25 protein-coding genes are annotated in these 25,723 nt (G+C 47.3%); 7 read left to right on the top strand and 18 right to left on the bottom strand.

From position 1 onward, the window contains the following. The first annotated feature begins 241 nt into the window (after positions 1-241). From IB212_RS23515 to IB212_RS23485, 7 genes are all read left to right on the top strand, one after another. A complete protein-coding gene (locus tag IB212_RS23515) occupies positions 242-388 on the top strand; it encodes a hypothetical protein (protein ID WP_188246170.1) in 147 nt (48 codons plus the stop codon). A gap of 28 nt (positions 389-416) precedes the next feature. After that, complete coding sequence (locus IB212_RS23510) at positions 417-833, top strand: hypothetical protein (RefSeq protein WP_108376671.1); 417 nt, start codon at positions 417-419, stop codon at positions 831-833. A 19-nt stretch (positions 834-852) separates the two neighbouring features. After that, positions 853-1,365: a hypothetical protein gene (locus IB212_RS23505; protein WP_188246171.1), complete on the top strand. Its 513-nt coding sequence runs from the start codon at positions 853-855 to the stop codon at positions 1,363-1,365. Positions 1,366-1,447: 82 nt separating this feature from the next. Continuing rightward, entirely contained in the window at positions 1,448-2,236 is a 789-nt protein-coding gene (locus tag IB212_RS23500; protein ID WP_188246172.1) for a hypothetical protein, read from the top strand. A 231-nt stretch (positions 2,237-2,467) separates the two neighbouring features. After that, positions 2,468-3,832 carry a replicative DNA helicase gene (gene dnaB / locus IB212_RS23495; protein ID WP_188246173.1) on the top strand — a complete coding sequence of 455 codons (1,365 nt, stop codon included), beginning with the start codon at positions 2,468-2,470 and terminating at the stop codon, positions 3,830-3,832. Positions 3,833-3,844: 12 nt separating this feature from the next. Then, complete coding sequence (locus IB212_RS23490) at positions 3,845-4,048, top strand: Hha/YmoA family nucleoid-associated regulatory protein (RefSeq protein ID WP_113073212.1); 204 nt, start codon at positions 3,845-3,847, stop codon at positions 4,046-4,048. A gap of 260 nt (positions 4,049-4,308) precedes the next feature. Further along, a complete protein-coding gene (locus IB212_RS23485) occupies positions 4,309-4,572 on the top strand; it encodes a hypothetical protein (RefSeq protein WP_079971955.1) in 264 nt (87 codons plus the stop codon). A 230-nt stretch (positions 4,573-4,802) separates the two neighbouring features. Here IB212_RS23485 and IB212_RS23480 read toward each other — a convergent pair whose 3' ends face one another. The 18 genes from IB212_RS23480 to IB212_RS23395 all read right to left on the bottom strand — a co-directional run bounded on the left by IB212_RS23480 (position 4,803) and on the right by IB212_RS23395 (position 25,721). Next, complete coding sequence (locus tag IB212_RS23480) at positions 4,803-5,201, bottom strand: hypothetical protein (RefSeq protein WP_108376675.1); 399 nt, start codon at positions 5,199-5,201, stop codon at positions 4,803-4,805. Between the two features lie 44 nt (positions 5,202-5,245). After that, the gene (locus tag IB212_RS23475; protein WP_108376676.1) at positions 5,246-5,755 is read right to left on the bottom strand and encodes a DUF2726 domain-containing protein; all 510 of its coding nucleotides are present in this window, start codon (positions 5,753-5,755) and stop codon (positions 5,246-5,248) included. 3 nt (positions 5,756-5,758) lie between these two features. Then, positions 5,759-6,094: a hypothetical protein gene (locus IB212_RS23470; RefSeq protein WP_108376677.1), complete on the bottom strand. Its 336-nt coding sequence runs from the start codon at positions 6,092-6,094 to the stop codon at positions 5,759-5,761. Positions 6,095-6,175: 81 nt separating this feature from the next. Next, entirely contained in the window at positions 6,176-6,427 is a 252-nt protein-coding gene (locus tag IB212_RS23465; RefSeq protein WP_108376678.1) for a hypothetical protein, read from the bottom strand. A gap of 124 nt (positions 6,428-6,551) precedes the next feature. Then, positions 6,552-10,502, bottom strand: a complete 3,951-nt coding sequence (locus IB212_RS23460) for a conjugal transfer protein TraG N-terminal domain-containing protein (RefSeq protein WP_188246174.1) — start codon at positions 10,500-10,502, stop codon at positions 6,552-6,554. Next, the gene (locus IB212_RS23455; protein ID WP_188246175.1) at positions 10,502-11,890 is read right to left on the bottom strand and encodes a conjugal transfer protein TraH; all 1,389 of its coding nucleotides are present in this window, start codon (positions 11,888-11,890) and stop codon (positions 10,502-10,504) included. The genes IB212_RS23460 and IB212_RS23455 overlap by 1 nt, the downstream gene beginning before the upstream one ends. Positions 11,891-11,905: 15 nt before the next feature. Further along, positions 11,906-12,385, bottom strand: coding sequence for a conjugal transfer protein TraF (gene traF / locus IB212_RS23450; protein WP_188246176.1), 480 nt, complete (start codon positions 12,383-12,385; stop codon positions 11,906-11,908). Further along, on the bottom strand, positions 12,382-13,209 hold the full coding sequence (gene traF, locus IB212_RS23445; RefSeq protein ID WP_063840915.1) for a conjugal transfer protein TraF: 828 nt from the start codon (positions 13,207-13,209) through the stop codon (positions 12,382-12,384). Before traF (IB212_RS23445) ends, traF (IB212_RS23450) begins: the two co-directional genes overlap by 4 nt. Before the next feature lie 42 nt (positions 13,210-13,251). Then, a complete protein-coding gene (locus IB212_RS23440) occupies positions 13,252-13,752 on the bottom strand; it encodes a S26 family signal peptidase (RefSeq protein ID WP_188246177.1) in 501 nt (166 codons plus the stop codon). Further along, complete coding sequence (locus IB212_RS23435) at positions 13,749-14,498, bottom strand: type-F conjugative transfer system pilin assembly protein TrbC (RefSeq protein ID WP_079971961.1); 750 nt, start codon at positions 14,496-14,498, stop codon at positions 13,749-13,751. The genes IB212_RS23440 and IB212_RS23435 overlap by 4 nt, the downstream gene beginning before the upstream one ends. Continuing rightward, a complete protein-coding gene (locus IB212_RS23430) occupies positions 14,498-14,893 on the bottom strand; it encodes a hypothetical protein (RefSeq protein WP_188246178.1) in 396 nt (131 codons plus the stop codon). Before IB212_RS23430 ends, IB212_RS23435 begins: the two co-directional genes overlap by 1 nt. Before the next feature lie 35 nt (positions 14,894-14,928). Then, complete coding sequence (locus IB212_RS23425) at positions 14,929-16,515, bottom strand: TraU family protein (protein WP_223239763.1); 1,587 nt, start codon at positions 16,513-16,515, stop codon at positions 14,929-14,931. Positions 16,516-16,685: 170 nt separating this feature from the next. Beyond that, complete coding sequence (traN, locus tag IB212_RS23420; protein ID WP_188246180.1) at positions 16,686-18,581, bottom strand: conjugal transfer protein TraN; 1,896 nt, start codon at positions 18,579-18,581, stop codon at positions 16,686-16,688. A 9-nt stretch (positions 18,582-18,590) separates the two neighbouring features. After that, positions 18,591-20,621: a hypothetical protein gene (locus tag IB212_RS23415; RefSeq protein WP_063840920.1), complete on the bottom strand. Its 2,031-nt coding sequence runs from the start codon at positions 20,619-20,621 to the stop codon at positions 18,591-18,593. Further along, a complete protein-coding gene (locus IB212_RS23410) occupies positions 20,621-23,161 on the bottom strand; it encodes a TraC family protein (protein WP_079971965.1) in 2,541 nt (846 codons plus the stop codon). Before IB212_RS23410 ends, IB212_RS23415 begins: the two co-directional genes overlap by 1 nt. Further along, positions 23,162-23,680, bottom strand: coding sequence for a TraV family lipoprotein (locus IB212_RS23405; RefSeq protein ID WP_079971966.1), 519 nt, complete (start codon positions 23,678-23,680; stop codon positions 23,162-23,164). It lies immediately after the preceding gene. Then, on the bottom strand, positions 23,680-24,930 hold the full coding sequence (locus tag IB212_RS23400) for a TraB/VirB10 family protein (protein WP_188246181.1): 1,251 nt from the start codon (positions 24,928-24,930) through the stop codon (positions 23,680-23,682). Before IB212_RS23400 ends, IB212_RS23405 begins: the two co-directional genes overlap by 1 nt. After that, the gene (locus tag IB212_RS23395) at positions 24,930-25,721 is read right to left on the bottom strand and encodes a type-F conjugative transfer system secretin TraK (protein WP_188246182.1); all 792 of its coding nucleotides are present in this window, start codon (positions 25,719-25,721) and stop codon (positions 24,930-24,932) included. Before IB212_RS23395 ends, IB212_RS23400 begins: the two co-directional genes overlap by 1 nt. Positions 25,722-25,723: the final 2 nt, after the last annotated feature.

The raw sequence follows: 25,723 nt of genomic DNA, 5'->3' as shown, positions 1-25,723 counted from the left end.
GTAACCAGAGGTTGCGTGTAACAGTTATCTGTTATAGTATTCTTGATACAAAAACATATCAAGAGGATTGCAGCAAAATGATTCACGAAGAAATGAACACTGGTCAGGGGCAGGATGAGAAGGGAAGAATCGACCGTGTTATCGACAGATTCCGCAGTAACGCCGGGCCGGAATTCTATAATTAATAACATGCCTGATTCAGCAAAAAGTTAATAAACAGCACATAAACATAGGTGGTGAAATGAAAAGTAAAAAATCTAAGAAGAATGAGAGGGAGGTTATCAAAAATTCCGGTGATCATTTTATGGTTGTCGGTAAAACAGGGCAGGGGAAAACTTCTGTTCTGCTGGAAGTAATGGAAAAATTTATACACATTAAAAAAATGTAAACGCGAAGATTAAACAGAGAGGATTCAGATGAACATTCTTAATGAGCATGAAAAAGAAATAGAGAAAAAGGGTTGGTGGCGCGGTGTGATATATGCCGTTTCTGATATCTACCGGAGCCACGGAGACTCTGTGGCAGCAGAGGATACGTTACGAGAGTTAGGGCAGGATTTGCACGAAGCATGCCGCGTCAGCTGCGAATACGATGTCCTCCCTTTGCGTGTTATTATCAGCGATCTGCCATTTGGTGAAGATGCGGAATATGACAATCTGCGGATAATCCCGGTTGACCTTGATGATGAGGAATGTACGGATACTGACGCTGATTATTATGAAGTCCGAGGTGAGTACGGCAATGAAACAGTTACTGTATCCCGGTTTAACGAGCGTAGTTCAGCTGAAGAATTTATCAGTACAAATACTATTTACTTAACAGAGAGCCGGTAAACGTTGTAAGGAAACTGAAATGATGGATGAAAATAAAATACAAGCACAAAAGCATATTGAAAAAGTGGTTGAAAAATATCGCGGAGATGAGGCGAAGGATAATTTTCGATGGGTGGTTAAACCCACATTTGTCATACCTGGGAGTGGGTATGGAATTGGTATAGTGCTGGTTTTTGTTTTCCTGTTCGGTATTGGCTTTAAACTTTATGATTATGGGAGATATAATTTCCTTGTAATTATAATTACCTGCGCTCCGTTAGTTTTAATGCTTCTTTTCAGAGTTGTAGCTTCGAAATGTAAATACTTTCAGGAGAAGTCATGGGTTAACGACGAAGTCAGTGACGAGGATATATTACTGCTTTGTGAAAATGAGGATTTAAGACCGTTGATTAAAGATGAAATTGAGCATGGATATAAACTAACCTATACATCACTGCTTGAAGAGCTGCCGGATTATCTCAGTCGGATTGAAGCGTATCACGCAAAAAAAGAAAGATCGGCTCTGATTCGCAAAATCGACGAGATTATTTAAAAGCAGTCTATGAAACCATTTTATTAGCTACTGATACGTTACATAACTAGATAATAAGTATGAGGTTGGAGGGTTTGCAGTAATGCATGTAAAAGACGATGTAGTTATATTGTCAGACTGGACTCAGGCTCTTAGTGTTTACGATAGTCTAAATCTTGATGATATCGTGAATATTTATTTACGCTTCGGGAAAAAAGGAAGGTTGAATGGTTTTCCTATAATTAACTTTTGGCAAGGCGGTTTCTATGAGAAGCAGGTTTATTATGCTATGATGTATCTTCTTGAACGAGCTTTAAATGAACTGACTCTTACTAAAATGCATGAAGGTAAAAGCATTGTTTATCACGTTGATCTGAAATTACCAGTTGAAAATGAAACACGTTCAATTATAGGTACTAAGCTTTATATTGCGGCCAGAAATTTACTTTCTCTTACGCAAAAGGCTTATGAATATCAAAACGCGAATTATGACCTAACAATCAATGATGATTATAGTTCTTTTTATAAAGATGCCATCCTGCGTCTAAAGAAAACCTCAAGCAAATATAATAAATCAGAAAAATATCCACTTGCATTATTTATTGGCGGTTTTTTATTCTATTCTATATGTGCGGCTATATTTTTACCTGAAAAATATCACACATTTGAATCATTTTTCATGATATTTATATCTTTATTAGGTATGTGGGCGCTTGCACGTAGCACTCAGAAAAAGGACAGTGACATAAAAATATGTAAGGAGGATGTGGAATATCTTACTTTGAACGTTTTGCTTCAGCATTATTTTTCAAAGCACAATAATCTTACGGGATTTGTAAGCCTTGCAGATATTGATTTTATACTAGCGCAGCTCGACAAAAATAAAGAGTAAAACTGTCCAAATCGCATTAGATACTGACGCGACTTCGTCTTGTCCAACTCCTGAGTTATCAGATAAAGCATATCTGATAACTCAGGAGTTCCAGAATCTAACCGGGCTGGATGTTGTTATGAACAGTACGAGCATAACCCGCATTTGCGCATGCGCAAATCTCAAATGGCTGTAGGGATGTAACCGTTATACGTTACAATGAGCAGTGACTTTACGTTTGCAGGTAACACGATGATGAAGCAGTTCGAGAACGTTGCGGCAGCACCGCGCTCAGTCGAAGCAGAGCAGGCCGTCCTGGGTGGATTAATGCTTGTTAATGAACAATGGGATAATGTTGCTGAAATCCTTTCAGAGGCTGATTTTTCCGAGAGCGTTCATCGCGTCATATACCGTGAAATGGCTTTACTGGTAAAGCGCAACAGTCCCATAGATTTAATTACCCTTTCTGATTCCCTCAGAGGACGCGGACTGGAGCAGGCCTGTGGCGGGTTTGGATATATTGCTGAAATGTCGAAGAACACTCCCAGCGCCGCTAACATCCTGGCTTATGCAGAACTGGTTCGAGAAACAGCCATTAAACGTGAGATCCTGGCCGTGATGAACGAAGTTGCCACGGAAACCACGCAACCAAGAGGACGGTCGGCAACAGAGCTGCTTGATCTCGCAGAGAGAAAGGTTATGGGGATTTCCGAGATTCGTGCAAAATCTCAGTCTGGGCCTTCACGTATAGATGATATTCTGGGAAGCACCCTTGACCGCCTGGATCACCTGTTTAATACCCCCCATGATGGAGTGACCGGTTTAGACACAGGTTACACAGACCTTAATAAAAAGACAGCTGGCCTACAAAACTCCGACCTGATTGTGATTGCTGCCCGGCCTTCAATGGGTAAGACAACTTTTGCGATGAATATCTGTGAAAATGTTGCTAACAATCAGGAAAAGCCCGTACTTATCTTTAGCCTTGAAATGCCAAAAGATCAGTTAATGATGCGTGTTCTGGCTTCTTTAGGGCGCGTGGATCAGACGCGTATTCGTACTGGCATGCTCGATGATGATGACTGGCATCGTATATCTGGAACGTCTTCAGTATTGCTGGAACGTAACAACATTTTTATCGATGACACCAGTAGCCTAACCCCTACAGAACTTCGCAGCCGTGCCAGACGACTGCACAGAGAGTGTGGCGGCCTTAGCCTGATCATGGTCGATTATTTGCAGCTGATGCGCGTACCTGAACTGGACGGAAACCGGACCCTGGAGATAGCTGAAATAAGCCGTTCGCTCAAAAGCCTGGCTAAAGAACTGCAAATCCCTGTCATTGCGCTATCGCAGCTTAACCGTTCTCTGGAATCACGCGCTGATAAGCGGCCGCTGAATTCAGATTTACGTGAGTCCGGCTCGATTGAACAGGATGCCGATTTGATTATCTTCATTTATCGTGATGAGGTTTATAATGAGCGCAGCGAAGATAAAGGTACGGCTGAAATCATTATTGGCAAGCAGAGAAATGGACCAATTGGAACGGTCCGCCTTACTTTTAACGGAAAATGGTCCCGCTTTGATAATTATGCCGGGGCAGTCTCAGACGATTAATCAGGAATTCAAATGCAAAAACAGGATTGGTTATTAAAGCTCAGGAAGGTTTCTGAAATTACAACACTGGAGAAAATTATACAACGTAAAGAGGATACGCTCAGCCAGGAGGATTTGATTGTATTTTATTCAGCTTCAGATCACAGGCTTGCTGAGATCATTGCAGGTAAATACTTTGATAAAGTGCCATCGCATATGTGGCGATATGTGAGATAGTTTCGTAAAGGTATTAATGCATTTAAAATGTTTTCTTGCGGTCCTTACTCAGATAGCCTCCCCATGAAGCTGATAACGTCCTTTGGTTAGACCCCTGGGGGATTGATTCCCGGCCTGGTCACAGAAATAAAAGAAAAACGCATGTAACACTTTACTGTTACATGTCTTTGATATATATTTGTATCAAAGGGTGGGATTAAAGATTTTCACATTCCTGCCGAAACTTATCTTTTAGACGGATTTACGCAAGGAATAAAAATATGAAAAAATTATTGCTTCTGGGTGTTTTTCTGGTTTCAGGCTGTGCAGGTTTTGGCGGGAATATGAAGACCGTGGACTGCGAGGCTAAAGTCAAAATTCATACGTGGGGCGGGAAGCAAGTGGAGCCGGTACACGTAAATGCGATGCGCTCTGATCGCTTCGGGCGGGAGTTTGTGCGCGTACAGAACCGTCCGGGGTATGCAATATTTTACGGCCGCTGGCAGCCGAAAGAAACCTTCTCCGATTATACATGCAAATCCTGATTCGCTGATAACCTACAGAATCATATAGCCCGGCCAATGCCGGGCTTTTCTGTTTAAGATTCGAGAGTACGCATTTCTCATGCGCTTAACGTATAGTGATGTTGGTGACTATCACCGACCAAAGGAGGATTTATGCATACAGACCCAATCATGTTCTGGCAATCAGTGCTGCTCATTGCAGCACTGGTGGTAAGTACGGGTTATTATATTCTGAGTGGTAAGAAGAAAAATTAAACGTTACATGTAACGGTTAATTTTCTTGTTAAATGCCCGTTGATTCGACCAACGGGCATTTTCCCCAATTCATATTCTATGATCATCGTAATGTTATCCGGGCAGTGCCTCCTTTCTATTAATCGGTTGCTGACAATTAATGATGGGAACTGTTTGCACAAATCAACGGGTATTTCTATACCGACGCCTATCATCCAGTAACCATCCCCAAATCCAGAAAATACCCGGTATTCTCCGCTGATATCGTCTGAGCGATAATGAGAAATTATCTGTTCTCCGAACTGTCTGGAGGCCTTTCGAATCATGGTTGAAAGAGAATGATGCCAGGCATCGATAAATACGTGATGGATAAAGCATGTTGGGGTGAGTGCAAGCGGTACTTCATTTTTCAACATGGCTGCATCCTGAAAGCGGCCCCTTAAAGGAGCCGTCATGAAGGTTACGCGGTTGCTGGCTGTTCACTTTCCGCGTACTGGCCGTTTTGCATTTCGTTGAGAGAATCAGCTGCTTCCTGAAGATGTTGGATCATTTGTTCAGCTGAAGTTCCCGGCGTAAAGATGCAGCATCCCACGCCAGCCTGGGAGAGGTAGTTCATCTTCAAATCTTCACCCGCAGCCAGAAAATCAACGGCCAGCAGAGGTGTGCGCTTTTCGTCGAGTACAAGCCAGGCAACCTGATGTTGACGCATCGCTTTATGGAAATGCGCTTTCTTGTCCATATCAGGAGAAAACAGCAGGTCATCTAGGCTGATATTGCTTTTAAGGATGTAGGGGGAGGGGAATACAAAATTGATCGCATTATACATTTGCTGTTCTTCCGGGTTCATCACAGCTTTTACGCTCAGCTCGCCGGGGTTACGCATTTTTTTTCGTGGTCGATAAATTTGTACGTACCAGAAAAGTACGGCCAGAATAGCAAAGCCTACATAGTTGATTTGTTCGTCAGTCATTTTTTACCCCTTACAGAATTTAGGATTATCTTTTACTAAAAGAGTTTTGGTTTGCGTCATTCCCTGGGCCTGGCCGCTGCTAAGACGCTCATAGAGCATGGTGAATCCGTCTTGACGCGAAATACGCTTTAAATCTGATACGGTGGCTGAACGACCGCACCACTGCGTAAATGACTGGTCTGCCTGCACGAAGGCGGCAAGCCGTGAATGGTCTGTACCGCTCATTTTCTGCATATACTTTATTTTTTCAGATTCTTGCATGTCGCTTGCAGGCATTGAAATAGCCTGAGAGGTCAGCGGCAGCAGTAATAAGAACGGAATTAATCTGCGTGTTAACATATCTCACCATGATATAAAAATGTATCATATTTAGTCAAAAAAAATGCAGACTCAGCTGCATTTTGCGCATGCGCAAAACTTTTAGTTCCTGTGCTGATATCGCGTACCTGGATTATCCGTACCCCTTAACTGTCGTGAGTAAAAGTTATCGAGATTGTTAACCGGTTTTCGCGGATCTAAATCAGGTACATTATTCCAGTCAACGGAATGGCTAACGCCAGCCACATCATCATCACTGTGGCTTTTTTTAGCATTAGTTTCAGCAATATCCCGCCTGAATTCCCGCCAGATATGCTTCATGTCATCAATAAAGTTTTTGGTCCAGTTTTTCATTGCGACCTCCCGTACACAATGTTTTGTCTTTCAGATTTTAATTCACCGATCATAAAATATCCCTACACTTCGTATATCACTTAACTGTTACATAGTCAATGCCGTCCCTGGCAGTTATGGTCAGTTAACGCGGAATATTTTTATTATTTCCCCCTGTCCTGGTCTGAAGTGGGATACCGGAATCACTGTTGCCGGAGGCCACCGGAGGATGAGCACTGCTTGAATGTGTGCTTTCGTCTGCTGCTTCATTCGGCTCTGCTGCCTGGACTGGTCCATTTCGACTGCTGCCTGACAGTGCTGGCTGAGAAGGAAGCGGTGATGGCTGCGGCCCCTGGTATTGCGCACTTTCATTAACCATTACCTGCTGCGCTGCGGGTGATGGCTCTGCGCCTGGCGTGGGTAGTGCTGGCGCTGTAGTTTCGGAAATTACAGCGTCCTGGCGAGCTGAGGGGAGAGTCCCGGATTGCTGCGCCTCAGTAACGGGAGATTGTTCGACCAGGGTTTTACCGGACGGATTAGCCCGTTCTGATGCCGCCGGTTGCTGCTGCTCCTGATGCTGTGGCACATACCCCGCGTGTTGTGGCTGCGCTGATTCAGTCTCCGCCTGCTTACGCGCGGCATATTCTAGCGGGCTGCTGATACCGCCGCGTGTGAAGCCACTCTCGCTCTTTTCAGGCGTTGGCTGTGTAGTTTGAGGCGTTGAGATATCACTGACTATCGAGCCTGTAGATTGAGCTTCAGCCGTTTCCTGGGCGGCTTTAAGTAATGGCCTGTAAAACGCTTCCGACTGAAGGGCAACGTTCTGATTAATAAACTCCTCTCTGTCTCTCCCGCTCAGATGAGCTGCATCGGCTTGCTCTGTGGCGCTGTCACGGAACTGCTGGATCTTATGTCCGGCAGCTGCGGCTATCTGATCCGTTGTCGTAGAGCGGCCATTAATATTACTCATATTGACCCCGGCGCTGAGATCCACGCCAACGGCTTTACCCACCTCACGTAAGAACCCGGATTTGCCAACGCTCGCCCCACCGTCGATAGCCTGTTGAGTACGGCCATCCCCGGACTGCGAGATAAATGGCGAGAGACTTTTCGCTATCTCCGCACCTAACAGACGAGAGGAAGACCCTGCATTGGTGCGTTCAGCTGAAGCAACAAAGCGTTCAATCGCCGGTGCATGCTGGAGATTCTGTTGTGCAGATGGTGCGGACCCAAAGGTCTGTTCAGAATTAGTGGTAAAGCTGTCATCGCTGACTGTGCTGCTACCCGTTTTAACCGTTGATGTAGATGCGTTCTTGCCGTCAGGCGTATCGCGCATAGACATATGGACTGTCCCTACACCGTTATCTGGAACAGCGTCTGCCTGCGTCTGGTTGATCAGGCCGCTATCCTCAAGATTTCTGGCATCGTTCTGGTTAATCGCAAGGGTGGTGTTGGCTCCTGCCAGCGCATCGGCGGCTGGTTTATCACCTTTAAGTGCATCGCTAAGCGTGTCGAACTTGTCCTGACCAGAGATCGCCTGATGCATTTCGGTTTCGCCGTGTCGTCTGGCGTATTCCGGCATCGCCACGTCGCGCTCTGCGAAAGCGGCTTTCTCACCCTGGATAATATTTGCACCTTTGGAAGTTGACCAGGCAGAATTCTCCTGCATCTGTTTCGGACTGAAGTTGTTCCCCTCCAGCGTACCCATCTGTTCAGCAGAACGGGCAGCAGAGAGAATTTCGCGTGACTGGCTTTCTGTTGCTCCCGTGGCTTTGCTGATCTCCTGAATATTGGCTTTCTGTTCACGCATATCGTGAAGGTTCTGGGTGAGATGTTCTGTCTGGGATTCACTGACCCCACTGGCGATCCCGCCTTCAGCATCATATGCATTATGGAGCGCGTCAGCACGACCCTGGCGTTCGTCACTTTCTGCGGCCGCAGTATATTGGGAGCGTGAATGAAGCCCTCCTAAAGTACCTCCAGAAGCCTGTAGCTGGCCCTGGCCGCTTGCATGTTCATTAATCGCACTTGTCGCTGTTTTCTCCTGCGTGAAGTCGGTGACGGATTTGCCTGTTGCACTGGCCGCCTGACGAGTACCGGCGGCGTGACCCAGCTGAGTCTCACGCTCGGTGGAATGCAGCTTGCCTTGCTGGTCAGACAGGGTGGAGAGCTGGCCTCCGCCATTTTTCAGGTTGGATTGTGCATCAGCGGTTTGCATCGTGTGACTCACGCCGCTACTGAGTTCAGACTGCTCTGTAACAGACATGTTCGACGCGCTGGCCGCATGCTGTATACCCTGAGCTTCACCAATGCTGGATTGAGCCTGAACCATTGAAGTTTCTGAAGCTGCGAGGAAACCTCCCCCGGTATTTCCATTTTCGTAACCCCGCGTTGTGCCGGAGGCCCGGCCACCTTCTACCGCACCGGAACGCTGTGCCGCTACGCCAGGCGTACCGCCCAGCGCAGAGATTTGCGTGAGGCCACTTTCAATAGCTGAGCTTTGGTTAAAGGACGTGGCGCTACTCATTAGCTCGATGTTGCCGATATCCGCAGCGGTTTGCAGGGTTGCATGGCCGCGATTCATGGCATCAATCTGCGCACCTTTGCCTTCTGGGGTAAAGGCTTTATCGCTGGTTTCTTCGGTGACGCGATCAAGCCTGCTCATGGCTTTCTGACCAAATGCACTGAGTCCATATGCGCTAACGCCGAACAACCCGGCTATCAGCATCGCGATTTGAAGGGCCGTCTCACGGGCAGATGCCATTACCGACATGGCTTTCATGGTGGAAGAAGGTCCCATTTGTACCGCGTCGATGCCAAGCCCCATCGATTTGAGGTCATTCATGGCCGTAAGAATTTCATCGGTTCCGGCCTGAAGGAGCAGGGCATCCGCAATCTGCCAGCTGGTAATAAAGATCCATAAACCAAACAGCAGTGTCAGTGCTTTCCCCATTAAAGGTGTGAATACAAGCAGTAACAGAAGTGGGGTCACAGAAAGGATAATTGCTATCACACCGGCCATGATGAAGCTTAGCCATTCTGGATTTGTGATAGCGTCAGCCATGCCACCGTTGATCATGGCGCGGTTTGTCAGCATTGTGGTTGCCACGTCAGGATTGTTCTGAAGCATCGCGTCTGTGATGGCCTGTGAGACGAGGACATTACTCATGGCTGTATTGAGCGAAAGCCCACTTGCGCCAAAAATGGTCTGTAGACCATCTTCCATGCGACTCTTGCATTCTGCTAGCTGTGTGGCGTTACCAGAGGTATACCCGTTCTTCGTGCAGATATCAGCAATGCGCGCTCCGTAGGCAGCGGGGTTCCCTAAATCGCTTTTAAGAGAGACATAGGCCTGATCGCAGGTGACTGTTGCCCCCTGGGGATTTGATGGACTTACCCAGATGGTATAGACAGCCTGATTTCGCAGGGGGGCAAGCGCTGATACCACATCCAGGACTGAAGAACCTGACTTGAGTGACCGGGGATCAAAGCCGCGTGTTTCAGCCACAGGAGAGCACTGGTTCCACATTGCTTTAACGTTGGCGGTAAGATAGGGATCAAACTGAGCACCGTTGCGGTTAAGGATACCTAGAAGCATCTTGATAGGGGTTCCCTCCCCGGTGAATCGCGTCGTGGTGGCCGTATTACGGTTACTCATATCAACAAAAGCCTGGTATGCCTGATTGGTAACGCCAGCAGTTAAAATGAGAAAATCGGGTATGCCGCTTACAGCCTGATACTGGTTGCGGCTCTGATCGTAAATATGGATAGTGCCTTTTGGTTGTACCAGGCCGAAATAAACGATAGTCCCCAGCATGGTAAGGCCAAGCCATCCCATGCCCATTTGCGCTTTACCGGTTTCAAGGTATTCATAACCACCCTTTGCCGATTTCAGCAGCAGGGCGGAAAGCATCCCCATAACCACAAACGCTGTGACCATCGAGGCGTACTGGTTGTCATTGAAAATGAGTTTGACGCGCGTAAATGCATTCACAATGGTTGAGAAGCCACCCATGACCACGTATTCAGCATCCATCGCCAGCGCGAACGGGCTTACGGCCATCAATCCGGCGAGCAAGAAAAGGTGTCTTTTCATCAGCGTAAGCCTCCTGCGGCACGATCGCTTTGATACTGGCGCTCCTGTGTTTCAAACGACTTGATGAAGCCCTGGTTCAGCGTATAGGACTGTAGGCGGCTGTTATAGGCTGCTTCAACTTTTGTACTGGCATCACGCGCCTGCGTGATCAGGTCATCGAATTTGGCGATAGCAGGCTTAAACAAATCCATACGACAGGGCTTGGAACCGGCAGACGGATCGGAGAGTGGTGTGGATACCATTTCATTGACTTTATCAAAGGTATTTTCCGTATTACGGTACAGGTCGGTAAAGATGAAGTACGTATAGTAAAGGCCTACCAGTTCGCTCAATACGTTTAGCGTCACAGTATCCTGGCCTGTAACGACAGCCATTTGGAGAATCTTGTAAACTGGAATATTAGTCTGGTTAATGAACGCCTGGTTTTCTGAGGTCAGCGGCTGATTATTTTTGATACGGGAAACGATGTTCTCCATCTTCTGATACACAACGGTACGGACAGGTCTTGAGCCGGAAGGAACACATTGCTGGTCGATGGTTTTAACGTAGGAACGCCCGTTAAGCATATCATCCAGGGAAAACTTCTTATTCTGAGGGCAGCTGGTGATGGACTTAGCGACCGGGATTTTGTCGTTGGTTTTAGACTCGATCCACACATCGCCCATGTACCCGCGAATGGTATCGGCATAGTCGCCCATCCCCACTTTCTTGGCTGCACGTTCTACGATTGACCCATGCTGCATCAGATCCCGGAAGTCAGCCGGGCATCCTGAAATCATCGATTTCAGGTCTGCAATTGGTTTGTCATCGGCGGCTTTAATCTTTGAAGTGGTGTCAGACCACATACGATCCGTTGCCTCCTCTAAATTCTTCGTGCCGGTAATTTCAGTCCAGAGTCCACTCAGCGCTGAGGGATCTCGCTCAACCATCGCGGTAGCAATAGGCTTGGCCATCGCACACTCGTTCAGCTGAATACCGTTCAGGAAGTTGGTTATTTGCTCAATTTTACCGAGCGTGTCTGCGCATTCCTTACACATGGTTTTGAGGGCCATATCAAAGGCGACATACGGAGCGGCCTGCATAGCTCGCTGTGCTTTCTCTACCAAAAAATCAGGATCGAGGAAGGAAAAGCCCCCCAGGAATCCGTCAATACCCCCACATCCTACCGACAGGCGAGGGGGGGAAATGGTGATAGGGTAATCGGTACTGGTAGTGGTTCGCGCCGTGAATCCCCCCATCGTGTAATAGCCTCGTTTTTGACTATCGAAACTGCTGGGTGAGTCATAGACAGCGTTATCAAACCATTTATCAGCCCAGTTACCGGCGGCGAAAGAATGGAGGGGAGATAACACGCTGACTGCGAGAAGTAATAAATTTGTGAGTTTCATAATAATGCTTCCCTGTTAACGAATGGGGGTTGATTCGTTTCGCTGGGTACGAACGAAATATTTACTTTGAGGGGCCTGGCCGTTAAACAGGCGAACCAGTTTAAAAACATCTTCACGTAAGGTATTTAAAGGAGAGTATCCGATAGAGACGGCTTGCCAGTTATTTGCGCCAGCATTCTTCTTAATCAGGACAATCACCGGAGTGCCATTGATATTGAATTTCGAACGCACCTCCGGGTTCTGAATGATGTCGATGGTTTTCACATACCAGTTTGTTTCCTTCTGAAATTCCTCCATGACGGGAAGCTGATGCTGGCAATAAACACAGCCTGGTTGCACAAAATAAAGAAGGGCAAAATTCTTCCTGTTTTTGAACAATAAATCTGTCACCATCGCATTTTCAGCTTGTGCCTGAGCCTGCGGTGAAGGCGTTTCAGCGTGTGCATGACTGATAAGGCAAAAGATAAGAAACGTAAACTGAAGCAATGGTTTCATTTATTGGCTCCTTTTAATGGATCAAAGAATCCGCCCTGCTGTTTCTCATTGGTAAAGAACTGGCGCGGGTCAAGTTCGCCGTTGAGTACGCGAGTCATGTTGTAAATACTGGTTCTGAGGTTATCTAACGAATCGACGCCGACAGAGACAGGCATCCACTTGTCCGTATCGGAGTTGCGTTTGATCAAAATGGTAACGGGGGCACGATCAACGTTGAATTTTTTCCTGGCCGCAGGCTGGCGAGTAATATCAATTTCTTTGATATACCAGCTGGTTTCACGCTGAAAGTTTTCCAGGATACGTGATTGCTGTACGCAGAAACCACAATTAGGCTCGCTAAAGAAAAGCAGTGCATATTCATCACGATTTTTAATCAGACTTTTACTTTTAAGCTCCTGACGTTCGCGCTGTTTCTCAGCGTTGCCTGGATTCGTGATCGGATAATCTGAAGCTGCATTCAGTTGGGGGTTTTCCAGCATCACATAACCCGTCAGGCTGGTAAATGCAGCTGACTTTCTGCGTGCAGCATCCTGAACCTTGTAGTAATCAAGAACAACGTCAGGAGATAATTTAAACAGTGCGTAATCCCTGGTTTTATCCAGTAAATCCTGAACATCCTTTGGATGCATCTTAAATAGTTCATCGGCTGAAGGAATTACAGGGCGTGGATATTTATTTTCAGCTTTCTTTTCTTCCTCTTTTTTGGGAGTCTCATACCAGAATAAACCGTGTCTGGGATTTTTAACAGGTGCAGCAGCATCACTGGTAGCCAATACCGGAAATGAAAACAATGTTGCACCGACCAGTATCATTTCTTTGAACATATATGCCTCAATGAAAGAGCAATTTGCGCATGCGCAAATGACTTAAAAAACGGGAATGAGTTTTTCTGTCGTCGCGATATCAATAAAACCCCAATAGCGGCTGTCATAGCTGTTAATGGTGTCCCCCACGGCAAAGGCTTTTCCTTCGGGGATAATGCCGGTGAAGTTGAATACCGGAAGGGCATTCCCTTTGTGGTCATGGGCCATCGCTCGCGCAATTTCTACACCGTCACAGTAAAACTGGTTGCCTTCGCGCTGAAGGTACTGACCGGCTATACAGCCCAAACGCTTCACCAGGTTCGCTTCGCCACGGGGCAAATAACGGTCTTTCAGATAGAAGCGCACATACTGGTCCTGCTCTGTGGCCTTATGACCGGTACGAAAAAGCACGTACGGAAATACGCTGTGCGTGGCCGGGATCAGAATATGGGTAAACAGACTGTATGCGAGCACCAGGGAGAGGGCTATTGTGGTGGTGTTGAGATATGCGCGCGATTCATCGGATAGCTGCATGCGCGTTGCCAGACGCTTCAGAATCATCATGCTTTCTCCAGTGTTGTGATCAGGCGCTTAACCTTTTCATCCGGCGAAATCATGTTCATTCGCTCCAGCAGTGCGCGAACGGATGCATCACCATACACGACAGCTGATGCCTTATTGACCTTTTCCAGACCATCGCAGTAACTCTGAATCTGCATGTCAGGCTGGTAGATAAGAGCTGGTACTTTATTGATGCCGTAAATGCGGAACAGCATGGGGTCGATGAGCATTTCCGTACCCCACATCTTGCATTTTGCCCCTTCGCAGGAGGGATCTGCGTTAAGTACATTACGGGTCAGCGTAATGGTATCGACCATTTTACTGATCCCGCCTACTGTGCCTCGCATGACCATCACCCCTCCTACTTTGGAGAGGTCGTGCGCATACTTACGCAGAGTGACAAGCGGCATACTGCTGGAAACAAACATGACGAGCTGATTACCGGCGAGTTTTGGCCCGTCTTCTTTCTTCTCATCAGCCTGCATACCAGCAGAGGCAAATACCTGCGACTTCACCGCCTCCTGCTTTTTCTTGAAGGCATCACTCTTTGAAAATTCGGCAATTGACGACGCAAACTGACGCGCCACTCCCTGTTCATCGTCATTGAGTGTCTGTACAGCCTGTGCATTCGCATTCCGGGCTGCGGCCATCATTTCTGGTGATATTTTTACTGACAGGGGTTCACTACCGGTTGCACACACACCGAACGTTGCAAGGGAGGCCAGGAGAAAAATGGTGCTGTTCTTCATCAGAGTTTCTCCGGGTTATCATGGCGTTCGGACTGCGCAGGTGAGTCATCCTGCTTTTTATGTTCTGGTGCCTGAGCTGCGGTTTGGGGAATTTTGCTTCCGGCAAGTTCGGTCGTTTCAGGGACTGAAGAAAATGCAGCGTATGTTGCATATGCTATTTCAATGACAAATATGATCAGGTGACTAACCGCATACATACCGGTGATGACCGCTATGGCTGGAAGCACTGAAAAATCCGCCCCGCTGAAGGTATTGTTCAGCTTATTTGCTTCCAGCCAGGTAATAAGGTTTGTCTTATCTGTTACCCACGCAGCCATATCTCCCCCTTTAAAACACAGTAAAAAAAAGAAAATTGCTGATACGGAAATGTTTTTGTTCAGAATTAGGCTTCGCATTTGTTTTCCTTAAATTTGTGCATGCGCAAATGCGCTTACATCACTGAACCCGAATAACGGACGCAGCAGTCTTTTTTCTCGAACATCATCCACATGAAGTTGTCTTTTCGTGGGTCATGTTTCCCGCCGGTCCAGAGCAAGCCCTCACGGCCAATAGGGAGGCATGTTGTACTGCGAGCAGGGCGCATCATCTGCAATTTGAAGCGATCTTTGCGCCAGATAGGGGCCAGTTCCCGGTAGCATCCATCGTCTGATGTATTCCAGAGCAGGCCGAGGCGACCCATCATATAAATCGTTCGGGCTGCGATACCGGCGTTAGCCTCTACGTAGTCTGTGGAGGTAATGGAGCCTGAGAGAGGATAGGCATTTCCCCATGAACCCATACACCAGAAAAGGGCATTAAGCGGCATCCCAAACGAAGCCGCTGCTGCGTCTGCGGAACAGGTGATCGTGGAAATAGGATTGGCAAAAAGAAGGGCTTCCGGGTTAATGATCAGACTTAAAATGTCATTGTTCCACTGAGGAAGGATCTCAGTCATCATCGCCACGTCATACCCTTCATCATCGAGGCAGGGAATGTCGTAGAACATGTTGAGGATCTTCCACGCCGGGAAGATATAATAATGGGCTTGCTGGAATGCTCTTTTAGAGGTGCTGTTTTCATTTAGCCCCCCGGCCAGAGTACCTGGCTTTGGCGTAGTCAGTGTCGTACCGAGAGGCATCATGCAGTAGGGATCAGAAACTGTATCAATGATACGTTTCGGCTCCCAAAACGAGGTTTTCAGGCCGATAGTTGGTACTGCGCCCCCTTTGCAGACACAAACAGGACTGTCGCTGTGGCTGGCATTTTCTTCGCCGCCTACGATTTGCACACCGGCTATACGCATCGGAAAAATACAGGACCAGCCGATATCCGTCACCGGGTTCAGGAAGGAAGTTTTGCACTCCGCGCGAGCTGCGGGAATTAATGCGTTGAAGGCAGTGCTAAGCACATCAGAAGTAGCACTGAGCATGTCATTCGACATCGATTTCAGAAGCGCTGTGGATGTTTTCTTTTCGGGATTCCAGGCAAATTCGTTAATTACCAGGTGTGCGCCTTCCTGCTGAACAATACTGGGAGTGACTTTCACATCAAGGCGCTGTTGCAGCGTGGGATCAAGTATAAATGCCGGGCGACCCAGCGACTCCCCTTTGGTTATGACATCGCCGTGGGTATACAACACCATATCGGTATCCTGGACGTGCGATTTCAGCCATTCCTCCTGGCCTGGGGATATCACAACAATGCGCTGGGGCAGATGAACATGCTGCAATGGATTAAACGTATACCCTTTCGGATACAGGATACGGCCCTCTTTATCGGGAACATCGATGAGCGAGGTATAAAAGGGAACGTAGGTGCGGGTTCTTGTTTCTTTGGCGACAGGCAAAGGAACGCCGCGAAACGCATGCCACGATTCGCGGTTTTTATTCATTTCCTTAGACCAGTCAACATTACGGACGCGACTCTCAATTTCACTGAGGGCATCGGGTTCGGCAATGTCATAGATCTGGCCTATAGTATTGCCGACAGTGGCTGCACTGGCGGCAAAGGACAGAGTGGCACTAATCAGCAGCGTCATTATTTTTTGCATAATAGATCTTCGTTCATGATACGTATTTGTATCATAAACTATAATCAATTAGATGGCATGCTGATTTTTTAATTAGTTTAAATTGATTCTGTAGGATCTCATATCTTATTGATAAGATTATTTTTATTGCTCTCATCCGTGAGAGCATTGATTTATTATTAATTTGTTTTTTCGTAAAAATCCTGGGTGATTTGATTAACATCCTTCTGGATTTCATCGGTTGCTTTTTTCACCATATCTTCAACGTATTCGCTGAGGTCAATCTCCGCAAAGTTGATGGCGGCAAACTCGTCTGGAGTGAAGCCCCTGCACTGCGGTGAACCCGAATCGCCCCAGCCACTGAAGTTCTTCAGCTGCGGTCTGCCCTGTTCATGAATAATTCTCGCCAGCTTGGAGTTAAAACAGCAGTATGAGGTTGCCTTCTGGACACATCCCAGCAGAGGGATTTTCTTTTTGCAGTATGTCCCGACTTCATGACAGTAACCGGAACCGGCCTGCATAGCGGTTTCCATCGACGTCTGATCGCAGGCTTTCATGAGGTATTGCATAGCGAAGTAAATGGCAACGGAGATTGCCAGACTTGTCGGGTCAAAGGCAACCAGCATGGCATCACCAAAGCCCTGGGCTGCCATAGACGATGCGACAGCTGCATCACCGGTCGCCTGCATCGCGACGGTATAGTAGGTATAGGCCTCCTGCGCAGCGCCGTACACTTTGGATATGGTACTGGCCGCCGTGGATATATTACCCAATGCGCCTACGGAGTCAGTGAATACTTTCCCTTCGCTTTTGCAGCAGTTCTTAAAGGCCGTATCTACCCCAGCGAGCTTGCAATCCTGCGCACGGCCACTGAAGATAAACAGCTGATCCATACATACGCCATCGTCAGACTTCTTACCGTCATTGACCAGCATTGAACCGTCTATGTTACCTTCATCCACCGGCTTGTTAACGCCGATATCAATGCATTTATTAGGGGAGCATGACGCGCCACCGTTATTATTCAGGCAGGACTGATTTACACCGATAGGGCAGTAGTTCTCCGACGTGTTCCAGACACAGTTAGTGCCACTGAGCGTTCCCTGTGAGCAGGAATACTGAGTGGATGATGACGTGGATTTTACACACTGACCGTTTTGTATAACGTAGCCTGACTGACAAACGGCCTGCACAGGTCCGGCATCGGACACGACTTTACACTGGTTGCCATTGACCAGCGTACCCGTGCTGCACAGATAATTCAGGTTTGTGGTGTTGGTGCGCTTGCACTGACCACCTTCGAGCACAGTCCCGGATGGACAGGTCAGCTGCACAGCCCCGGCATCTGCGTTAACGACACATGAGCCGTTGACCATAGAACCGGCAGAGCAGAGGTATTGCGCGTATACGACAGTTTTCCAAAATCTGGCTGGCCCCTGCATGATGATCCGGCATTCTGCAATTTGATAACCGGCTGGTACGTTAAAGCATCGGCCCTGGTTCGTATCTTCCATTATGGCGCCCGGCATCACGCATTTCCCGGCCCCATCGTAGTCCCATTGGTTGCCGCCAACGTTAGGGCAGCTGAGTGTCGGCTGTAGCTGCTGCTGTGTGATGCAGCGGCCATTCTGAATGAAGGAGCCTGCGGGACAGGTTTGCGTCGGTGCAGTGTAAGAATAGGACTGACAACCATTACCCACCATTACATATCCGCTTGGGCAGTAGCCCTGGGCCTGTAACAGACTTTCTTTCACGCAGCGGCCATTCTGGATGAAATAGCCATTTGGACACTGGCTACCCAGGGGGGCGTATTCATATTTCATGCAGGCCCCGTTAGCCTGCATTGTGTATCCCGGCAAGCAATACGAATTCGCCGCCGTGGAATGATTTATCGTGGCAGTCTGACAGGCCTGATATTCGCCTTCGTCGCCCAGATAACCATTATTATTTAAATCCTGGCCGCATACGAAATTTGTTGCAATAGGATTTGCCGCTTTTGCTGGCAAAATACCAATCAACATAACGAGCTGGCACAAGATTAGAATGGAACTAATGAACTTCCTCAGCATTTCCATTATTTATCCTTATTTGCTTGAACCATCTGGCTTCTTGGGATTGCCGGAACTACAGATCATGTCCTGACCAGCCTGACGAATAACCTGCATGATCGCTGAAGCTTCTGCGAACTCATTAAGACACTGGCAAGCTTTGATAACTTCCTCGCCAGGTTCCGCAGGGCATTTGTTCGTTGCATCACACTCATAATAGAAATTGTCATACTTGATCACGCCCGATTTATTGTTTTTATCAACCTGCCCGGATACAGCCATGTCTGGAGTTTGTTTCGGCTTACGGGTTTTGCACATATTTATACAATCCCCCACTTTCGGCATGTCAGGCCAGAATAATTCACCTGCACCGTAAGATACCTTGCCGTTATTGAACATTTTGTCTTTGTAGTCGCCAGGTGTTACCGTCTTGTCAATATAGGCTTTTCGTTCGATGATGTTATCAAAATTAAAACTGGTTTTTTTGTTGCAACGATAGGTGCGGTTCTTCTTGAACCAGTCACGCTTCACCGGCACAGAACAGAAATTACCCTGTAAAACCTGTGTTTGCGCCAGAGGAATCAAACCGGTATTAATGCCTCCTGTGAATGTCTTAACACCATCAACCGCCTCCTCTACAAGCTGACATTCTTTGTCCTGTTCGTAGGCAGTACATGTATTTGAGATATAATCTTTACCTTCTTTACAGGACAGGTCAGCTTTCAGATTCACTCGCGCGTATCCTTCACCACCGTCATAGACCTCAACGCGGAGCTTGAATGTAACCGGTCCTTCTTTATTTAAATACTGTTTGAAATCGAGGTTTGGGTTTTGTTTCCAGCTGGTATTTTGCTGGCATGCACCCGGTACAGGCCCCATATCAGTCCAGTTACCATGTGGGCCATTCCAGACAACTTTATCGCTGACCCACATTTGCATCCAGTCATCGTACTGAACTTCAACCAATGTGGCGCTTTTAATACGGTCCGGTTTTTTAACGAAGAATTTACTTTCAACTTCATAGTATTTGCAGTAGCCATCCCAATAGTTATTTCCGATCTTACCCATAACCAGTTGCAGGCAGTCTGTACCGCATTGTTGAACAGTTCCTTCACCGCCATCAAAAGCAATTATTTCATTCAGCTTAACTTCGTCGAGAGGAACATTTCTTGTGACTGAGCAGGATTTTAAATCATATTGCTCATTAGGATTTAATGAACCAGTGGTTATAGACTTATAAGCACTGCTTGTATTTTTATTGGATTCAGCATCCGTTTTCATGGCGTTATAATTATCCTTGTAATTAAGGATTTTTTTACCATCAGCAGTACCAAAGAAACCTTCTGAATCACCAATCGAACATGAAGCTGTGTCACCGCCAACAAAAGATGCCGATACGCCGTCAACCTTAATCTGGCTCAATGTGAACCAGGGGTTTGCCCGTGACAGAGCCTGTGACGCGCCGCCACCCAGATCGTTAAGAATTTGGCCCAGGTTATTCCAGGCGAGATTACTGCCACAGCTGTTATTTATGCAGTAACAACCACCCAGATCCGTCATAGCCACATTTTTGCGGCCAAGTTGATAGCTTTTGGGATCAGCAACCCAGGCCCATGATGTGCATGTAGCAGCATTATTCGCATCGGAGCACGTCTGAAAGCCGTTACTGCAAACCACGGAAATATCCCACCCTGGTGACGTTGTGATGTCCAGGGAGCCGTTCATATCGGTATCCTGCATGATATTCAGCAGTTTTAGATTACCGTTCGTTGTGGGCTGAACAAGCATGCGCATGAACTCTGATGAGCCTTTGCAAACGGCTTTACCGTCAAATGCAGTTTTGCCGTCATACGTTTTCATATTGTTTTCACCAGAAACCGGACGGATCTGGGATTCATTTAAACGCGAGGCGTTACTGGTTTTCCCTTTGACTGTTGATGAAATTGAACCTGCGATATCTTTACTTGCAGTAATTTTGGCTGTATCCGGGGTTGCCTGAATTTGCGCATGCGCAAATGAAACAGGGAGCATAAATGCTCCCAAAGCCAGAAGATTCACATTCTTCATCAACCGGCCCTCATTACATCCGGGTTCACCCCGGAGAGTATTTTAAGAGCCTCAACAGGTTCTTTGCCCTCAGCCATAAGCCGGTCGAATGCAGCAACATCTGCACCGTCTGACGTGTTAACCCAATAGCGCCACTGATCCACACAAAGACGAGCCACTCCCATACCCAACGGACAGTCGATAAAAACTTCACCGTATCGTGGTCGGGCATTACGAACACTGCTCAGTAGCTTAAGCGGGAAGCCTTCCGTGATGTTAGGAAGAAGGCCTTTTTTAACCGCTTCGTCGTACATGCGTGATTCCAGATAGTAACGCCATTGGGCGTTAGCCTTAACAACCGGGCCTAGACCTGGAAGCACTTCATAATCCAGCGGTGACTGAAGGACGATCCCCATCGCGCCGCGGTATTTACGAGCGCGACGATAGCCTTCGTTTATCATCTGAGTCAGACCATCCATCGATACCATGCCGGTTTTCTGCAACATCGAGGCGACTTCCTCGACCAGGATAATGCTCGGACGCGAGCGGTCGGAGAGGTACAAATCCATCGTAATCGCGTTCATGAGGTTCATGACCATTGGGAAGAATAACTGCTTAACAGAGCGCAGCTTCTCCAGGTCAGTACAGACGAAATCATCATCTTTGATGTTGAAGGTCGTTGGACCGCAGAAGAACTTGCCAAAGGCGCGATCAGATTTAAAAGCTTTCAGTAGATAGGCGAGCTGGAATGCGACACCTTGAATCTCTTCAATACTTTTTTTGTGCTTATCGCTGTATTCCGACTCCAGAAATTTGCCGGATGTCAGGAAATCAGTGACGGCATCCGTTCCCCTGATACCATCACCTGAACTGTAAGCATGGCGACAGGCCTGATCTATCAGGTTGGCTTCCAGTTCATTCACATATTGGCCGGTGAACGCGTATGCGGCAGAACTAAAGACTATCTGTGCCGCTGAAATATTCTGGGCCAGGTCTTCATCATCATTGGCTACAAAATCGAGGGGGTTGATGCAGATGGGATTTTCGAGGTTGAAATCTATGTAGCGGCCTTTGCGTATGCGCGTCAGTTTTTCATAGCTTTTACCCAAATCCATGATTCGCGTTTTGGCACCAATACTGGCGTAATCATCGATCATGCTGTTCAGGAAGAACGATTTACCCCCGCCCGTTTCTGCGATCACAACGAAGTTGTGAGCGTTCGCTCGCTTATCATACATGTCGAGTGAGATTAGCTGACCCTTACGGCCAATCAGGGACTGCACCGGACGGCCACCACCACGAAAATCCGTCTGAACTGGCAGGAATCGTGCAATATTTTCATTATCGAGATAGAAATGGCGGTCGATATTGTCAATATTGCCTTCAATGTTATAAAAGCCGAAGGGCAGGGCAGTATAGAACATGACGTTCTTAATCGACTGCTCATACATTATCTGGAAGTCAAAGCCCTCCCATAAGTTTTTAGCCTGCGCTGCGGCCTCAAACGCTTCCTTTTCCGTTTTACCAAACACCCAAAGCTGCGGGATCATGTAATGGAATTTGCTGTCTTTGGCCATCATGCTTTGCATGATGTGATATTCGTCCATACGTTGACGTAACGAGTGCGCCAGTCCCGCGCCAACGCGCTGGAACATCGTTTGTGTTGCCTTATCGGTTATATTCTTGCGCAGGTCGTCATACACGATTGTCAGGGTATAGAGGAAAGGCGATTTGATTTGTCGCATGTCGTCCTCAACACCCATGTAACCGCCAAACAGTTCATTAGTATTGAGTGGGTTATTTTTGCCCTGTGGGACAACATTGGGATACAGACATACACCGTAGCGGTGTCCGGCATAAATTACAGAGCCTGGATCGCTGAGGTCGATATTTGTGGCATTCATCTGCTTACGCAGCTGCCGTTCCGGGTCATACAATCCGTTATTAGGTTCTCCGCTTAAGAACTCACCAGCCCATTTAATCAGGTCAGAGGCTTCCCAGCGGCGGGGTTCCATCCCCGCAATGCCGAAAGATTCATGGATTGCTACCAGAAGTTCTTCAGAGATCCGCTGCTCATGTTTGATAGTGAAGAACAGGCGGAAATTACGTAGCGGGATGTTGAACAATTTAGCGACACCGTCAGCACCTTCACGCAGAAATTTATCCATCTGCGCCATGTTCATAGCTGTAACGGGATCGTTCTCGTTGCGAATATTGCAGTATTCTTCAATATGGCTGTTCAGATTATGGTCGGGATATAAAATCCACTGGCATACAGTACCTTTCGGGAATTGAGAGCGCACGATACCATGCAGCTTATCGAGCTTGTCATTTCCCATAAATGCCAGTGGTTTGAGTTCCCAAATCCAGCCAAGTGTATTGTCAAAATTCAGGAAGACGTTGGTATCAACATCCTCTCCGGGCAGGCGTTTCTTGAATGCGAGATAGGGTAAATATTCGCTAGGCTGATCGCGAACTGCCATGTTCAGAATATCGGATTTTGTGACTTCATTGCGCAGGAACAGGTGGCGCTCAGCAAGCGTTTTCAGAGTGTTAAGCATTTAGCCTTTCCCCCCCATCAGGAATGATGGCGCTGAATCATCTGTAGAAAGCTTGTAATCAGTCAGGACGAATTTCGGTCCATTCAGCATGGTGAAGACGTAACGCGGCATGTAGGCCGTCTGGTCATCCAGACCTGGTGAGTAGGAAAGGATGAGCGTTCGAACCACTGTAGGCTGACGAACAACCGGTGTCTGCGGAGCTTCAACCAGCTGAGCCATTTGTTTGTAAACACGGTCACGATATAGCTGGTATGACGGATCTGCTTTTGTTGCCGCAGCCTGATTCGTGGCCGCTGTTTTAGCGGCAGATCCCTTTGGGTCATCAGCAACGCCATCTTCAGTTATTGCATGCCCCATATCCACGCCGGTTGTTGCCTCTGTATAAGCATCATCTGACGAAATGCACTTACCGTAACCATCTTCGAGCTTACATGCGAAATCATTGTGGTAAGGCAGAAGAGAGCAGCCTGAAAGAATCGAGGAACCCAACAGCAACAGAGAGATTTTGGCGAGTTTCATTATTTGATCCTTACTTGTTTGATTTCGAGTGAAGCGGTTTTCTGAACAAAAAGAGTCACATCTTTGCCTGGGCCGGTTTCAAGAGCTGGAGAGGTTTGCTGAGCGAGGTTTAACAGGTATTTTGATACCTCAGTAAAACCTCCGGCCACGCCGGTTGCAGCTGCATTTTTAGAGGCTTCATCAGGCTTGATGGTGTTAATACTTCCAAGCGGGGAGACGTTCTGCTGAATGCTCTGGTTGCCAATGACGTTAGCAAATGCCTCAACAGATTTTGCCAGCACCGTACCGGCGAGAAGACGGCCCGCACGAGAGACAACACGCGCAGACATATCACGTTTACCGTCGCGATCAGAAACAAACCCGGTAACATCACCTTCGACGATGTAACCGCCGTCCATTGTCATACAGTGCATAGAGACAGGAAGCACAATGATACGTTCAGAGCTGAGATTGCCTGACGCATTGGCAATCACGAAGCACCCGCGAAGGTTCATTTTGATGAAGTTAGGTAGCTGTGCCGGAGCCTGAACCCTGAACATCAATGTCTGGGGATTATCAGAGCCATACTGACCTGTAAGGGCGTTAACGCCAACCAGGAGCTTTGCTTTCATAAATCCAACCGGCAACTGGATCTCGTTCTTTTTTGCAGAGTTATCCTCCTGCGGAGCTGCCATACCAATATCGCCGTTACCGTCAGATATACCGCCGACCCATACAACAGACGGTTCTTCTCCATTTCCTGAATCCTGCTTACCCCCCTGTGAGGATGGATCAGTGTAAGCGGCAGGTGTGGGATAGCTCAGCATGCCAGTACCATCGGCTGCATTACCGGAAGCCGGTGATTGAGCGTTTTCACTCAGAGCAGTTTGTGAACTTCCCGCTGGAGTGTTTGTATTAACAGCAGCAGCAGGAGGAGGGGTGAGACTAAACTGGCCTTTTGCCATAGCATCGGCCACCGCGTCTTTAACCTGCGTATCAATGCCTGATTTGAGGTCTTTGATCTGACCACCGAGTGTGGAAACAATATCGTCCTGGACGTAAGAGCTGGTTTTAGCCTCAGCAACATCGGTCTGTTTAGGCGGTTCGACAGGTTTCTTTTTATCCTGACCCGTCAGGTAATAAATACCCAGGGCAATGATGACGAAAGTACCAATAGTGCCGTACTTTTTAATATTCTTTTGCTGAGCAGAAGGCTGGCGATGGAACCAGGCACGCGCTTTTTCGATAAGCGGGAATTTATTATCAACCATTACATTGTCTCCCTGTGAACTATGACAAGTGACGAAAGCTGGCCTCTGCTGAGGGAAAGACTTTCAGCAGTAATGGCAAAAATATTTGTTCCAAAGTTTGAATTAAGGAACATTGTTTCAGTCAGAGTGACGTTGTTTAATGCGCGAATGGTATACTGCGACCCGCGTAAACCTGTGCCATCAACAAGAACATCCCGCTCTTTGCGAATTTCAATTGGTATATGACGGCCACGGCTGTCATATATATTCTGCATCCAGCTTCCGCGATCTGGAACAACTTCAAAACTTTCAGGTAAACCTTTACCGCCAGAGCCATCTGAAATTATTTTGGTTGTTAGCGCAATAGCAGCTTCTTCCAGCGGCAAGGACCCAAATAAGGCCTGATTATCTTTAATACGATCTTTAGTATCAGAACCAAGTAAAACCTTATGAGGGTTTTCATACTTAGGCAGTGCGATTAATTCAAAGGTAGAAGTACCACACGTTAAGTAGAGTTCTGTCGGCTCAGAGTAATAATGGTTTACACCGTCTTGTGATAAATACTTAAACTTAACCCAAAATGAGCGGCGGTCAGAACCAACACCGACTTCAACAGGCTTTTCTTTACTGTATACAGGCTTAGTTGCCTCGCCAGATTCACAGACCAGACGGTTAACATCGCGGTTAGACAGAACAACCTGGGTAGAAACTTCAGGTAAAACACGCTGAGTATTTTGAGGGAATGTTTTCTTATCGGCAGCAATGGTCTGTGCTGACATTACTGTCAGGAAAACTAAAAATGCTTTTTTCATAT

The sequence above is a fragment of the Enterobacter sp. E12 genome (assembly GCF_014596715.2).
GTDB lineage: Bacteria > Pseudomonadota > Gammaproteobacteria > Enterobacterales > Enterobacteriaceae > Enterobacter > Enterobacter bugandensis.
This window is presented reverse-complemented; position numbering and strand designations above follow the sequence as displayed.